Origin of the sequence: Tessaracoccus sp. (genome assembly GCF_016714275.1) — a bacterium.
Lineage (GTDB): Bacteria > Actinomycetota > Actinomycetes > Propionibacteriales > Propionibacteriaceae > Arachnia.
Window position 1 is genome coordinate 1 of the sequence record NZ_JADJNP010000020.1, and the last position, 12,189, is coordinate 12,189.

General features: G+C 69.9%; 20 protein-coding genes. 1 reads left to right on the top strand and 19 read right to left on the bottom strand.

From position 1 onward, the window contains the following. The 19 genes from IPJ61_RS22000 to IPJ61_RS22090 form a co-directional block, all read right to left on the bottom strand. A partial coding sequence (locus IPJ61_RS22000) for a hypothetical protein (RefSeq protein ID WP_297113016.1) occupies positions 1–316 on the bottom strand: 316 nt, incomplete at its 3' end. A gap of 655 nt (positions 317–971) precedes the next feature. Further along, positions 972–2,324: a phage tail tape measure protein gene (locus IPJ61_RS22005; RefSeq protein WP_297113019.1), complete on the bottom strand. Its 1,353-nt coding sequence runs from the start codon at positions 2,322–2,324 to the stop codon at positions 972–974. After that, on the bottom strand, positions 2,300–2,476 hold the full coding sequence (locus IPJ61_RS22010; RefSeq protein ID WP_297113022.1) for a hypothetical protein: 177 nt from the start codon (positions 2,474–2,476) through the stop codon (positions 2,300–2,302). Before IPJ61_RS22010 ends, IPJ61_RS22005 begins: the two co-directional genes overlap by 25 nt. 8 nt (positions 2,477–2,484) lie before the next feature. Beyond that, positions 2,485–2,862 carry a hypothetical protein gene (locus tag IPJ61_RS22015; RefSeq protein ID WP_297113025.1) on the bottom strand — a complete coding sequence of 126 codons (378 nt, stop codon included), beginning with the start codon at positions 2,860–2,862 and terminating at the stop codon, positions 2,485–2,487. A 106-nt stretch (positions 2,863–2,968) separates the two neighbouring features. Then, positions 2,969–3,280, bottom strand: a complete 312-nt coding sequence (locus tag IPJ61_RS22020; RefSeq protein ID WP_297113028.1) for a hypothetical protein — start codon at positions 3,278–3,280, stop codon at positions 2,969–2,971. Between the two features lie 102 nt (positions 3,281–3,382). Then, positions 3,383–3,697, bottom strand: coding sequence for a hypothetical protein (locus IPJ61_RS22025; RefSeq protein WP_297113031.1), 315 nt, complete (start codon positions 3,695–3,697; stop codon positions 3,383–3,385). A gap of 2 nt (positions 3,698–3,699) precedes the next feature. Then, positions 3,700–4,701, bottom strand: coding sequence for a phage tail tube protein (locus IPJ61_RS22030; RefSeq protein ID WP_297113035.1), 1,002 nt, complete (start codon positions 4,699–4,701; stop codon positions 3,700–3,702). A gap of 1 nt (position 4,702) precedes the next feature. Next, on the bottom strand, positions 4,703–4,903 hold the full coding sequence (locus tag IPJ61_RS22035; RefSeq protein ID WP_297113038.1) for a hypothetical protein: 201 nt from the start codon (positions 4,901–4,903) through the stop codon (positions 4,703–4,705). Between the two features lie 16 nt (positions 4,904–4,919). After that, positions 4,920–5,387: a hypothetical protein gene (locus IPJ61_RS22040; RefSeq protein ID WP_297113041.1), complete on the bottom strand. Its 468-nt coding sequence runs from the start codon at positions 5,385–5,387 to the stop codon at positions 4,920–4,922. Beyond that, positions 5,387–6,163: a head-tail connector protein gene (locus IPJ61_RS22045; RefSeq protein ID WP_297113045.1), complete on the bottom strand. Its 777-nt coding sequence runs from the start codon at positions 6,161–6,163 to the stop codon at positions 5,387–5,389. The genes IPJ61_RS22040 and IPJ61_RS22045 overlap by 1 nt, the downstream gene beginning before the upstream one ends. Further along, positions 6,160–6,297: a hypothetical protein gene (locus IPJ61_RS22050; RefSeq protein ID WP_297113048.1), complete on the bottom strand. Its 138-nt coding sequence runs from the start codon at positions 6,295–6,297 to the stop codon at positions 6,160–6,162. The genes IPJ61_RS22045 and IPJ61_RS22050 overlap by 4 nt, the downstream gene beginning before the upstream one ends. Next, positions 6,297–6,539, bottom strand: a complete 243-nt coding sequence (locus IPJ61_RS22055; protein WP_297113051.1) for a hypothetical protein — start codon at positions 6,537–6,539, stop codon at positions 6,297–6,299. The genes IPJ61_RS22050 and IPJ61_RS22055 overlap by 1 nt, the downstream gene beginning before the upstream one ends. Further along, positions 6,539–6,721 carry a hypothetical protein gene (locus IPJ61_RS22060; RefSeq protein WP_297113053.1) on the bottom strand — a complete coding sequence of 61 codons (183 nt, stop codon included), beginning with the start codon at positions 6,719–6,721 and terminating at the stop codon, positions 6,539–6,541. Before IPJ61_RS22060 ends, IPJ61_RS22055 begins: the two co-directional genes overlap by 1 nt. Before the next feature lie 85 nt (positions 6,722–6,806). Then, a complete protein-coding gene (locus IPJ61_RS22065) occupies positions 6,807–7,697 on the bottom strand; it encodes a phage major capsid protein (RefSeq protein WP_297113056.1) in 891 nt (296 codons plus the stop codon). Between the two features lie 621 nt (positions 7,698–8,318). After that, entirely contained in the window at positions 8,319–8,999 is a 681-nt protein-coding gene (locus IPJ61_RS22070; protein WP_297113060.1) for an HK97 family phage prohead protease, read from the bottom strand. Beyond that, positions 8,996–10,162, bottom strand: a complete 1,167-nt coding sequence (locus tag IPJ61_RS22075; protein WP_297113063.1) for a phage portal protein — start codon at positions 10,160–10,162, stop codon at positions 8,996–8,998. Before IPJ61_RS22075 ends, IPJ61_RS22070 begins: the two co-directional genes overlap by 4 nt. After that, positions 10,159–10,350 carry a hypothetical protein gene (locus IPJ61_RS22080; RefSeq protein ID WP_297113065.1) on the bottom strand — a complete coding sequence of 64 codons (192 nt, stop codon included), beginning with the start codon at positions 10,348–10,350 and terminating at the stop codon, positions 10,159–10,161. Before IPJ61_RS22080 ends, IPJ61_RS22075 begins: the two co-directional genes overlap by 4 nt. 14 nt (positions 10,351–10,364) lie before the next feature. Continuing rightward, positions 10,365–11,549, bottom strand: coding sequence for a hypothetical protein (locus IPJ61_RS22085; RefSeq protein WP_297113068.1), 1,185 nt, complete (start codon positions 11,547–11,549; stop codon positions 10,365–10,367). 234 nt (positions 11,550–11,783) lie between these two features. Beyond that, entirely contained in the window at positions 11,784–11,966 is a 183-nt protein-coding gene (locus IPJ61_RS22090; protein WP_297113071.1) for a hypothetical protein, read from the bottom strand. 24 nt (positions 11,967–11,990) lie between these two features. On the opposite strand from IPJ61_RS22090, the gene IPJ61_RS22095 reads away from it, so the two are divergent. Then, the coding region (locus IPJ61_RS22095) for a hypothetical protein (protein WP_297113074.1) at positions 11,991–12,189 on the top strand (199 nt) is incomplete at its 3' end.

Here is a 12,189-nt window from a genome sequence, read left to right on the forward strand (position 1 = left end):
GACACCCCGATGCTGATCGTCTTCCCGACAGCGAGTTGATCGCGGTCTGCATGCTTTGTTGACCTTGTTTGCCTCGGCGGGCGAACATTGGGTGCTGACCGTGACGCTTTCTGAACGGCGGCACATTAAAACCACGGCCGTGGTGATGCCCCCGAATCTCCTCGGCGGACATCCCGGTTTTCTCGCTGGCGATGCGCAGCGCCTCACCCATCTGCCCGCGGTTCGCGCCTGGCGGAACCGCGGCGACCGCGGCGGACATGGCGTCGACTTCTTTGCTGCGCCACGCGGGAGGCGTTACGGCGACTGCGATCGCCATGGTCAGCGCGGGTAGGTTCGCTGCGGGCGGGACCGCAGTTGACCGACCCGGACAGCAGGTCGATCTGGCCCTGCGTCAGCCCCGACGCCCGCCCCACGGTCTGGATCACGGCGCGCAGCCGTTTCTCGGCGGTGGTGCCTGGCGGCATGGACGCGATCGCGTTATTGAGGGTGAGCATCTTGCCCTCGGAGATGCCCGACTGCGCCCCTTACGGTTCGTGATGTGCAGCCTGAGCGCGGCGACGTTCTCGCCGGCCGGGACGCTGCGCGGCGGCGGTCATCGCAGCAATCCCGGCGCCCGGTCATGCCTGCGGCGGCACCGACTGAGGCGATCGCGGCGGCCAGCACGTCGGCGGGGTGCCTGGCGGCACTGTCGCCACCACCTGGCTTGACGGCGGCGATCTCACCCGAGGTCAGCCCGGACTGCAACCCCAGCGACGTCATGGGCTGCGGCTGCGGTTGCCGATGACCGTGGAGCCGATTGCGGCCGACCGAAGGTCAGGCATCTGCATGGCTTCCTGCGCCGCGGTGAGGCGCCGCCTTCCGCGGCCCATGCCGCCGCGGCCAGGTCCCACTCCGCCTTGGTCCCGATGTCGATAAGCCGGCTTCAAAGTTGTCTGGGGTCGCAATCCCACCCGCTACGGTGAGCGCCGGATTCACAAACGCCGGACCCTCGGAACTTTCCGCCGTTTTCGGAAACCACTTGTCAGCATTCGACACGAGGTATTGAGTGACGACGACAGAAAAGGCGCCCGCCGCGGCCGTCCACGCGGCGGCGGTGGCCGCGGTGGCGAGGAAGCCTTTGCCCAGGGCGCCGCCGGGAGCCATATGGACCCGGAAGCGCCGATGGCGCCAGTTGATTGCTGACGACGGGTGCGGTGACGGTCGGGCCGAACGCCAGGCCTTTGACTGGCGCTGGCGGCGGAGAACGCCACCGAGATGATCCTGGTCTTCTGGGCGACGGCCAGAGCCCGATGAGCTGCTGCACCGGGTGGTAGACCTGGAAGGCTTTCCACATGTTCGCGGCGAATCCGCCGAACCAGCCCGAGGACGCCGCCCACCACGTTTCCGACGGAGGCGACGATCTGCGGCCAGGAGTCCCTGATGCCTCGGTGTCGGCCTTGATGCCGGAGGCGAAGTCGCGGACCCCGGCCTGCACGGCGGGCATGTTGTCCCGGATCTGGGTCAACGCCAGGAGGGCGACGTCGCCGACCGCCTGGAACCCTGGCAGCAGCGCCTGGGTGAGGGGGACGGCCATGTCGGCCATCTGGATTTTCGCCTCGGTGAACAGCGGCGCGAGACCTTTGCCGAGGGTGACCTTCGCGCCCTCCATGGCCATGCACGAGTTCGCGCTGGGCTTTTGAGCTGGCCCCGACGATGGCCTCCCGATCCACCTTTGACAGGGTCAGCCCGTATTCTGCGGTCTTCTGCTCCAACGCGGTGAGGCCCTCGGCACCTCGGTTGAGGAATGGCAGCATCGACGTTCCGGACTTGCCGAACAGTTCGAGGGCGAGCGCCGTCTTCTCGGCCCCGGCGGGCATCTGCTGGAACTTCTCGGCGGTGTCCTTGAGGATGTCGTTGGTGGGGCGCAGCTGGCCGCCGGCGTCGCGCACCGCGATACCCATGCCGGCGAAGGCCTCGCCGTTGTTGACGATCGACTTGGAGAACAGGCCCATGGACTTGCCGGCGGCGTCGGCGTCCAGCCCGGCGAGCTTGAACATGCCCCGCATGCCGGAGGCTTCCTCGATGCTGCCGCCCATGACGCGCTGCAGGGCGCCGGCCTCCTTGCCGACTGTGGTGAACGCGGCGACGGATTCGACTGCGAAGTCTTTGGCCTGCTTGCCCAGCACGGCCAGCCCGGCGCCGGCGGCGACCCCGGCGAGGACCTTGCCCATGTTGGCGGCCTGCTGCCCGACGTGGTCGAGGTTGCCGGCGGCGGACTTGGTGGCCGGGCCGGTCATGTCCTTGCCCATCAGGCGGAACATCAGATCCACGTTCTTCGACGCCATCTGGCCAGACACCTCCCGGCGGCTAGTAGGAACTCGTCGAGGAACCGCTTGTGCAGCCACCGCGACCACGTCCACGTGGCCATGACTTGGTCGGCGTCGGTGCGGTAGGCCCACCGCAGGGCCGGCTCGTAGGAGCGGACCTCGGCGGCCATGTCGTCGGCTATGCCGGCGGTGTCTCCCCCGAGGGGGTCGTAGGGTCCGCCTCGTCTGTCACGCCGTGCTCCACCATCGCCGCGGCGAAGGCGTCCGGGTCTGCCGGGCGCATCCAGTCCGCGGCGTTGGGAGGTTGAACTCGCCGAGGTCGTCGATCGAGGCCAGACGGCGGCGCCGCGGGCGAGCGCCATCCACACGAAGAACACCGCGCCCACGGCTCGGCCTTGGGCCGGTCGGTGGTGGACGTGATCGCCTCGCGCCATTCGTCTTCGCCGCGGCCGAAGAACCGTTGGCAGGCCTGCTCGTCGGCCCACCGCCACACGGAGATGTCGATCGGGTAGTCGGTGTCCTGGTAGGTGACGACGTACTCGCTCAACGCGCTCATATCTGCCCTTTCGATGTGCCGGCCGGTTAGCCGGTTAGCCGAGCTACGTTCGCCGCGGACGGCCGCCGCGTAGGCGGTGCCGAGGGTTCCATCCGCGTGCCCACTCCTATGCCGAGTGGCCCTGGCGCTGGACTTTTGCGGCCTTATTGACCCGAGCCGCAATCTGCTCCGCGATGGAGTCCAACGCCTGCCCCGTGCGGGTCATGGCGGCGGGAATCTCACCCTCGGCGGTCTGCCACCACCAGCCAACCCGGTTAGGGGTTTGGTATACCCACGTGTCAAGGTCGCCGTACCGCTTCGCGTGCCGGCGTGGGCCGGAGAACACGGGGTGCCGCCACCGGCCGTAGTTGATCAACCTGGGGAGGCTGCGCTGATGGGCGGCATCCGCGACGCGGACGTGCGGGACCGTGACCGACATTTCGCCTTTGCGGTCCGTCGCGGGTGACAGATATGCCGCGGGCCACCGACCGCGCGCAACCCGGACCGCTTCTTCAACGCCTTCCACTTGCTTCGCGGTCTTTCAGCGTCTTTCCTGTGGCGACAGCCCGGCCATGTTCCCAGTCGCCTTGGCCGCCGCCTCTTCGTGCCGCTGGCGCTGCCGCCTGTCTTTCCCGAGCCTTGAGTGGTGGTCTCCATTCCGGGCGCAGCACACCGACCTGGAGGTCTTGGTGGTGGAGAACGTGAGGCCGCGCACCGCGGCACGTTCGGCGTCCAGGATCGGTTTGGCGGAGTCCCGCAACGCCTTGCGCAACTCCTTGACCACCACCTGATCGGATGCCAGGAGCGCACGGGCGACCGCGGCCAGGTCCGGCCCGTCGACCCGCACCGCAGTCATGGCTACAGGGCGGTGTCGGTGGTGATGGTCTTCCAGGTGGGGGCGTTGGTGCCGTCGTACTCCCACCGCCAGTTCCAGTCCGTAGTCAACTCTTCGGGCCCGTCGATGCCCTGCGAGGCGGGCTCGATGAACGTGCCCGGGAGGGTGAGGGTGTGGGCGAAGTAGTCGGAGCCGGCGATCAGGGCGCCGGTCCACACGACCTGCAGCGATGTGGTCGCGTTGGACAGCGACTGGTCTTCGAGGGTCTTGTCGATCCAGTCCCGCTTCAGGGTGCCGGTGACCTCGAGGACACCGTTCTGCACCGGCTCGGACTTCAGGCCGGAGTTGCAGGCGGTGTGGTCGCCGACGTCCAGCGGCCGGGAGTAGTCCATGGACCAGGACCGGACACCCTGCAGGGCGGCCTCGGAACCGAACGCGCCGACCTTGACGCACATGTCCACCCCGCGGACCCGCGGAGTGGCCGTCGCGTAGGAGGCGACTGCGAGGGCGGTGGTGTTGTCGAACTGGCGGCCGTCCAACGTGAGGCCCACTTCGAGGACGCCGCCGACCTCGCACGAGAACGTTGCGGCGGTCACCTTGCCCCCGGTCATGGTGGCGGGGATGGCGGTGCCGGCGGAGCTGCGGGCGATCCGGGACACCTGGAAGGTGTGGGAGAGTCCGTAGTCCTCGTTGTCGATGGTGTGGACCTGCTCGTAGGCGGTGCCCGTCTTCAACGTCGAGGTGGACGTCTTGCCGAACACGGCCTGCAGCAGCAGCCCCATGTCCTTGTAGGTGGCGTCGAACTCCACCGACCCCTCGGCACCCAAAGTGGTCTGGACGCGGTGGGCGCCGATCGCCGACCGCAGACCGGCCTGCAGGGAGGCGCCTTCGGCGACGCCGATGACGGGGGCGACCTTCGCCGACCGGACCCGGCGGAACCGGGTTGCGGCGACGGCGGTGCCGTAGACGGTTTCGGCGACGGAGTAGCCGAACTGTGTGCCCAAACCGCTGCGTGGGGAGGCCATGTCACTTGCTCACCTTCTGCGGCCGGGCCGCCTTCTCGGGGGTGGTGTCTGCGGGCTCCCACTGTGCGGGTTCCCCTGTCGCGCCGGTCTGCACCAGCACGTCGTCGGGCAGGTCGACGATGTCGCCCGGGTGGACCGTGATGGCACGGCCGCGGACGACGACGGTCTTGGGCTCGGTTTCGAGCCAGCGGAACTTGGCCACGGAGGGCACCTCTCGGTTAGATGACGGCGGTGTAGTGGACGGTGAACGGGAGCCGCACGAACGCGCCGTCCTCGGACGGGCCCGCGTACACCTGCCCGGCGGCCAGTTCGAGGTTGAGCACGTCGGGCAGGCCGAGGCCGACGTTGTCGCGGAGCGCGTCGAGGGCGTCTTCCATCAGGGCGAACGCCCGGTCCAGCAGGGGCGTGAAGTTGTCGTCGCCGGACTGCGCCCACACCTCGCACACGATGCTGCCCTCGTCGTCGCGCTCGGCGGCCGCGCCGCGGGGCCCGCCGATGGTGCGGTAGGACTGCTCGAAGTCGCCGGCGAGGCCCTCTTCGGAGGTGGTGTCGCCGGCGACGATGAGCCCGTCGCGCAGGTAGGCCTGCGTGAGGGGCGGGCCGATCGTGACGGTCGTGTCGAGGACCTGGTCGAGGCAGGTGTGGACGGCGTAGACCACGCGGAGCCAGGCGGTGGGCGACGGCATCAGGCGAACCCGGTGATCCGGTTGAGGTCCCACAGTTCGGCGACGAAGTTGGGCACCGCGAACGGTGCCTCGTCGGCCCACGACCCGCCGCGGGCCTGCACCGAGCCGCGCTGATATTTCCACAGGTGCGCGCACATGCGCAGCGCGCCTTGCACGTCGGCTCCGGGCTGGACGCGGTAGCCGGCCAGGTAGGTGACGACGATGGCCGTGTCGCAGGTCCAGCCCGCGGTGCGGGTGAGGATCCCGGCGGCATGGTTGGCGCGGTAGTTGGTGACCGGGACACCGTCGACCGTCACCGAGGCGACGGCCAGCACCGGGCAGGCGGACAGCGACAGATACGGCCCACCGTCGCCGGTCAACGTGTCGACGACGGTGCGGCGGCCGAACACGCGGCCGGTGTAGGACTCGGCGATGGAGGCGACGTCGGCGACGATGCTGCGCAGCTCCTCATCGGAGTCCTGGGTGGTGATGTTGAGGTGGCCTTTGACCTGGCGCAGGCTGACCGCGGGGACGCCGGCCGGGTCGGTGGCGGTGAAACTGTCGCGGTAGGCGGACTCGTGCAGGCCGGTGGCCTGCCAGTCGATGACGTGCAGCCCGGGCATGAGCGCGGGGACGCCGGTGCGGTACAGCCCGACACCGTAATGGTCGACGTGCGGATCCCCGGTCGTGCCGTCTGGGTAGGTGACCAGGGCGGTGACGGTGGTGGCGTCGGCGGGGGTTCCGTCGACGTCGACGGTGATCGAGGTGGAGTACACGTCCCCCACGTCGACGCTCACTCGTCGCCCTCCATGTCCGCGGTCGGGACGAACCCGGACTCGTCATAGGTGGGATGGGCCTCGGCGAGCACGTCGTAGGTGGGGAACGCCGCGGCGACAGCGTCGTAAGTGCCCCAGTGGGTGCGCCCGGCCATCAGTAGACCTCTTTCCACGACATCGCCGCCAGGACGGTACCGGCGCGCAGCCGCACCGCGGCCTCGGCGGGCAGGTGCGTCGCCGCGCCCGCCCCGGCGAGGATGGTCTGCCAGAAGTCGGCGCCGTCGGTGACGACATGCGTGGACGAGAACAGGGTGCGGGGGTCGGAGGTGCGGGCCCTGCCGAACGCGTCGTTGTGCGCCGAGTCGGCGTCGACGGTGAGCGCCGGCGTGACGACCATCAGGCGCCTCGGCGGGTCTGGCGGCCGCGCGGGGTGCGCTTGGCCTCAGGTGCGGCGGCACGCTCGGCGCCGGCGCCGGTGTGGGCGTCGATCTGGTCCTGGACCTGGCGGGCGCGGTCGGTGTTCCCGGCCGCATCATAGCCGGCCTTCTCGGCGCGCAGCGCGTCCACGATGTCTCCCACAGGGGTCTCCGATCGGTGTGCAAGGGGGTGGTGCCCTGGCGGGCGGGCGGGGCAGTCGCCCGCCCGCCAGGGGTCAAGCGGTGACCTAGAAGGTCGGGGCGGTCAAGCCGGTACCGGAGATCACCGAGATCGACTTGGGTGCGCGGGCGTCGAGCAGCGCGATGTAGGAGTACAGGCGGAACACGACCTTGAGCGACTTCGCAGCCGTCTCCCGGAACGCCTCCGCCTGCACCGCGGACTCGAACAGCACCGACTTGCTCGGACGCATCACGATGATGCGGTCCTCGTCCGTGCCCGTGCCCAAGTTCACCGGCACGTTTCCGTCGATGTACACCGGAAGCGCAAGGCCCCGGATGCGCCCGGCGAGGCCTTCGGCCACCAGGCCCTCGTTGACGCCGAGGGTCGGGAAGTCGACGTCGCCGGACACGTACGGCTGACCGGACGAGTTGAGCTGCGCCTCCATCCACGCCCAACGGTCGGGGTGGACCACGACCGCGGCAGCCGGCAGCTTGATGCCCGTGTGGACCTGCCGGCGGGCGTCGACCAGCTTCGGCCACAGTTCGGGGAACGTGGCGCTGGAGTCGGTGTACGTGATGGCGTTGATGCCGGTCACGTTGAGCAGACCCTTGGCGTTCGTGACGTTGTTCGAGATGACGAACGTGCCCACCTTGGTGGCGTGGTCGGCGGCCAGGTCCTCGAGGATGATCTGGTCGATGTTGAACGGCGACTGTTCGACCTCCTGGACGGTGACTTCCTGCACACCGGCCATGGTCTTGACCGCGGCAGTCGTCGAACTGGTCTGCATGTCGGTCTCGGACGCGGCCGAACCTTCGGTCTGAATCGCCGTGGACGTGCCACCGGTGACCACTGCGAGGCTGATCGAGTCGGTGCCCGGGGGCAGCGGCTGACGGTTGAGCAGGTCGGCGGTGACACGCGCCGCACGGGCCAGCTTCTCGTAGTCGTCGGTGATCCACATGGGCGGCACGAACTGCCGCCGGCGCCATCGGTGGTGGTGACGGCGCGGTAGGAGAACTCGCCGGAGTAGACGGCCCGGGCTGCGGCGTCGGCGACCATGCGGTCGTTGCGCAGCAGCCGGTCGAGCGCGTCGCGGTCGTTGCGCGCCGTGCCCCGATACAGGTCGCGGAAGTACGACTGCTGACCGTTGCGGCGGTACACGTCCGGCTCGGAGCTGATGGTCACGCCGGCGGCGTGGTCGCGGACCTGCTCGCCGGGGGTGGCGTAGCGGGAGGCGAGAGCGGCGGCGGCGTCGTCGCGGGCCTTCTCGTCCTCGAGCTCGGTCACCCGGGAGCGGGCGGCGTCGATCTGCGGGTCGAGGGCGTCGCGGGCCGAGATCGCCGCGGAGACCTGGGCCTCGTCGAGGGTGTCGGCGTCGCGGAGGTCGGTGAGCGCGGCCGTGCGGGTCGCGCGCTGTTCGAGCAGGGAGGCCAGGTTGGCCCGCGCCTGCGCAATGAGCTGTTCGAGCGTCATCGGATGCCCCTTTCGGGCGTTGAGGGTTGGGGTGATCCGCTGGACTGGCCCGTGCGGGCGAGCGAGGGAGGTGGTGCGCCACCCGGAGACGGGTGGGGGTGTGTGTGCCCTACAGGGCGGCGGCGAGGGCCAGGCGGGCGCGCAGCGTGTGCAGCGTCGCGTCCCGGCCCGCATCGGCGGACCGCAAACCGCCTTCGGTGTACGGGTTCGCGCCGAACCCGACGATGGCGACGTCGCCGCGGTGAATGTCGAACTTGGCGATGCGGAACTCCGTGTAGTCCGGCGACCACGACCCTGCCGTGATGCGGAACCCGAACGACATCTCCGACACCAGACCGGCGCGCAGCTTCGGCGCGATGTACGCCACGTCCGCGTCGGCGGGGTCGAGGTCGGCCACGACCCGCAGACCCTGCTCGTCCTCGGACAGCACCAGGGATCCGTTTGGGGTGCTCGCGATGCGGCGCAGCTGGTCGTGCGCCAGCACCAGCGGAACATCGAGGCCCGGCGTGGCCAGCGACTCGGCGGCCGCACCGGCGGACACAACCTCGGTGTAGGGGCCAAGGCGTCCCACATCCTCGTAGGGCTGCTCGTAGGTCGATGCGTGGCCCTCGAACGTCAGCGGTGCGCCGTCGCCGGCCGCCTCGCGCAGCAGCATGTGGGAGCGGAACCCGACGTGCGGCACAGCGCCGGGCACCGCTGCGACGTCGGCGCAGCGGCGCTGCGCCGGGCGGTGGGACCGTTGCGCCACACCCGCACACCTGGCGGCGGCGGCCGAAACGATGTCATTCACGCGGACACTCCAGTGGTCTTGGATCCGGGGATCTGCTTGGTCGCCCCGAACAGCCGGTCGAATTGTGCGTAGTCGTCCTCGGTCAACGGTTCACGGTCGAGCAGGCCGCGGGCCTCATCCGGGGTCAGGATGCGCTTGTCCACCGAGGTGCCCAACAGTTCCGTCTTGGCAGCTTCGTCCATGCGCAGCAGCGCCCCCGAGTTGAACCGGAAGAACCGCGGCTTGGGCAGGATGCGCTCCGAGATCGACTGCTCGCGCCGGTCGATCGCCGGGCCCAGGTTCACCACCAACAGCTGCAACATGCGCTGGGTCAGGTTGGCGTAGGTGACCGACTGCCCGGACACGGCGGCGTCGATCAGGTCCGCCGGCACCGAGTAGTAGCGGGCGAAGTCCACCGCCGTCGCCGAGATCGCGTCCAGATACTTGGCGTCCGACGACGCCCCGTCTGCCGGGGAGAACTCCCAATCCGAGCCGGTGACGAACACCTCCCGGCGCTGCGTCGCCACCCGAAACCGGTCCTTCATGACCGCGGCCTGCCCCTTGTCCAGGGTGCGTTCCTTGTTGCGCAGCACCCCGGCGGTGGACGCCCCGGAGGTGAACCATTGCACGGCGAACTCCTGCGCCGACAGGTTGTGCGCCAACGACAGCGCCGAGTAGGCGATCGGTGACAGACCCAAAGCGAAGCCGGGCACCACATACTGACGCTCATGCCACACGTCCGCCGTCGGCACCAGCTGCCCGCGGTGGCGGTACGTGACCACGCCGGTGGTCTGGTCGCGGCGCACCGTCCACTCCGTCGCAGAGGACAGTTCCACCTGCGCAGGGCGGCCCGCACCGTCGCGGGCGGCGACCTCGCCGAAGGCGTTGCCGTAGGCGTCGAGGTCCATCTGGGAGGCGTACACCCACTCGGGCCAGGAGAACAGCGACGACGGGCGGTCGAAGAACAGGCCCCGGGGCACCTCCACCGACCGGCCGGCGACCTTGCGGTACACGTCGCGCGGCAGGGAGGAGATCAGGTCCGCGCGCACCCGGCGGGCAGCCCACACCGCCGACGACCGCAGCGACCGGTCACCGCCCAAACCGCCGAGGAGGGCATCTATCGACGAGTTCGACGGCGGGGAGAACGCGGACAGGTCAGCCTCGCGGCGCTGGAACAGGCTCACGAATCACCACCGCCGGACTGCACACGGCCGGCCCAGCCGGCTGCGGCCGCCACGATCAGGCCGCCGGCGAGGATCCCGCAGCCCAACCCGAGCGGGCCGGTGACCAGTGCGGCCACCACAACCCCGAGACCCACCGCAATGGAGAGCACCGCGACGACCTCCAGGACTGTGATCAGCACATCGGACACGGGCAGACTCGCATTCAGTAGGCGGAATCGAGCACGTCATAGTCGGCCGACTGGCCGGACACCCAGGCCCAGGCGGCCCACGTCGCCGCCACCAGCGGGCTTATGTCGACGTCGGACCCGACCCTGGCCCACTTCCACCCGTCGCCGTGGCGGCGGCGTGCAGCGCCCGCCACAGCCTCCGTCGTGGCATCGTCAGCCCGGTGGGTGATCCGGCCCGACTTGACATGTTCGGCCAGCGCGCCACAGGCACGCACCGACGACTTGCCGTCGAGCAGGTCCAGCACCACCCCGGCCCGCTCCAGGTCGGGGATCAGCGCACCCGCCGGCCCTGCAGGGTCAAGAGTCACCGGCCCGGTGTCGTGGTCGCGCACCAGCTGCGCCACCCGCTCGGGCAGCCACGACGACCCACGCCGCCGGTCCAGCAGCTCGATCACGCCGGCGCCGCAAACCGCCACCGACGCCCACCGGTGCGACGGCGCCACGTCGACCGCCATGTGCAGACGCCCCGCCGGCGCCGCCTCTGTCGTCGCGGAAAGCCACAGCTCAACGGTCAGGTCCGAGGCCTTCTCCGCCGGCTCATCCCACCAGCCGAGGAACTCGCGGACGAACTCCTCGGACGGCATCTTGCGGCGCAGCGCCCGCAACGTCGGCACCATGATCCGCCGCCCGAGCGCCGGGTTCGCGGCGGCCAGCCGGTCGATGTCGTCGGCTGCGCACCCAATCGCGGTCTTGGCGTGATCGCAGTCCTCGGTCGCACATTCGCCGGGACGGTTGTCACAGAACTCGATGTAGAACTGGTGGGCGTCGCTGCCGGCACGGCCCCGGTCGCGGTCGTCTCGCAAGATCTCCGATTCGACCATGCCCGCCGACGACGTTGTGACCACCTGCGGATCCGGCAGCGCCGCGATCGTGGGCAGCAGCGACCCGACGTGTGAGGCGCGCAACGCGAACCCCTCGTCGAGGATCAGCTTGGGCGCGGTCAGGCCGCGGCCGCCGGTCTTGGTGCGGGCCTTGAACTTCAGCCGGCATCCGCCGTTCAGCTCGATCGCCTCGTCGCCGTTGCCGCGGTGAATGTGTTTCACCCGCCGGGTCAGCATCGCCGAACTCTCGATCAGCTCCACCAGATCCCGGAACGCTTCCTGGGTGGTGGAGAACTCGTGCGCTGACCAGACGATCAGCTTGACGTCCATGAGGAACATCCAGCCGATGGCGATCCGGCTTTGTCCGCGCCGGGCCCTTCAGGTTCTGCCGCGGGCGATGATCGTGGACTCGAACGCTGCGGGCGGCCCTGGCGGTCCACCGCGAACACCCGGTCGAGGATCAGTCGTTGCCTGATCCGGGGGAACCCGATTGCGGTGTTGAGGTCCGCGACCCGCCACCGTAGGTGGGCGGTATTCCACCAGCGACAGTTGTACGCCGGCGGTTGGCGGCAGTCAGCCACCGCGGCGCTTGCGCAGCGCGTCCAGCTCGTCGACGTCTTCCCACCGGTTCCCGCCAGGGCAGGAGGCGAGGTGGCCCTCCAGCTTCCTGCTGGGCCAGGGTGGCCGCGGAGGTGCCGGTGGTTCGGTCCGGGCGTCGAGGAGGCGGCGGGAAGCCGAACGACTGGGCGCCGACATCCCCGCCGATCGTACTGGCGGCCCTTGGCCCTCGAGTTCGCGGGTGACGGCCTCGACGACGTCCTGGCCGGCGGCATCGTCGACCACACCAGCGCGACCACGGCGGGCCGCGTGTTGCGGTTGCGTGGCGGTGCGCACTCGGCGCAGCGGGTCCGGGGCGCCGCGGCTGGTGTGGACTGGCAGCACGGTCCCGCAGTCGCAGCATTTGCGCACCGGGACCTCC

What these genes read in the sequence shown, in the direction of transcription:
- IPJ61_RS22065 (WP_297113056.1), bottom strand. Translation starts at nt 7,697, where the DNA reads ATGTGGATCACCGACGACTACGAGAAGCTGGCCCGTGCGGCGCGTGTC.
- IPJ61_RS22025 (WP_297113031.1), bottom strand. Translation starts at nt 3,697, where the DNA reads ATGACTGCGGTGCGGGTCGACGGGCCGGACCTGGCCGCGGTCGCCCGT.
- IPJ61_RS22085 (WP_297113068.1), bottom strand. Translation starts at nt 11,549, where the DNA reads ATGTTCCTCATGGACGTCAAGCTGATCGTCTGGTCAGCGCACGAGTTC.
- IPJ61_RS22015 (WP_297113025.1), bottom strand. Translation starts at nt 2,862, where the DNA reads ATGAGCGCGTTGAGCGAGTACGTCGTCACCTACCAGGACACCGACTAC.
- IPJ61_RS22040 (WP_297113041.1), bottom strand. Translation starts at nt 5,387, where the DNA reads ATGCCGTCGCCCACCGCCTGGCTCCGCGTGGTCTACGCCGTCCACACC.
- IPJ61_RS22010 (WP_297113022.1), bottom strand. Translation starts at nt 2,476, where the DNA reads ATGGCCGCCGAGGTCCGCTCCTACGAGCCGGCCCTGCGGTGGGCCTAC.
- IPJ61_RS22050 (WP_297113048.1), bottom strand. Translation starts at nt 6,297, where the DNA reads ATGGCCGGGCGCACCCACTGGGGCACTTACGACGCTGTCGCCGCGGCG.
- IPJ61_RS22005 (WP_297113019.1), bottom strand. Translation starts at nt 2,324, where the DNA reads ATGGCGTCGAAGAACGTGGATCTGATGTTCCGCCTGATGGGCAAGGAC.
- IPJ61_RS22090 (WP_297113071.1), bottom strand. Translation starts at nt 11,966, where the DNA reads ATGTCGGCGCCCAGTCGTTCGGCTTCCCGCCGCCTCCTCGACGCCCGG.
- IPJ61_RS22020 (WP_297113028.1), bottom strand. Translation starts at nt 3,280, where the DNA reads ATGTCGGTCACGGTCCCGCACGTCCGCGTCGCGGATGCCGCCCATCAG.
- IPJ61_RS22030 (WP_297113035.1), bottom strand. Translation starts at nt 4,701, where the DNA reads ATGGCCTCCCCACGCAGCGGTTTGGGCACACAGTTCGGCTACTCCGTC.
- IPJ61_RS22055 (WP_297113051.1), bottom strand. Translation starts at nt 6,539, where the DNA reads ATGGTCGTCACGCCGGCGCTCACCGTCGACGCCGACTCGGCGCACAAC.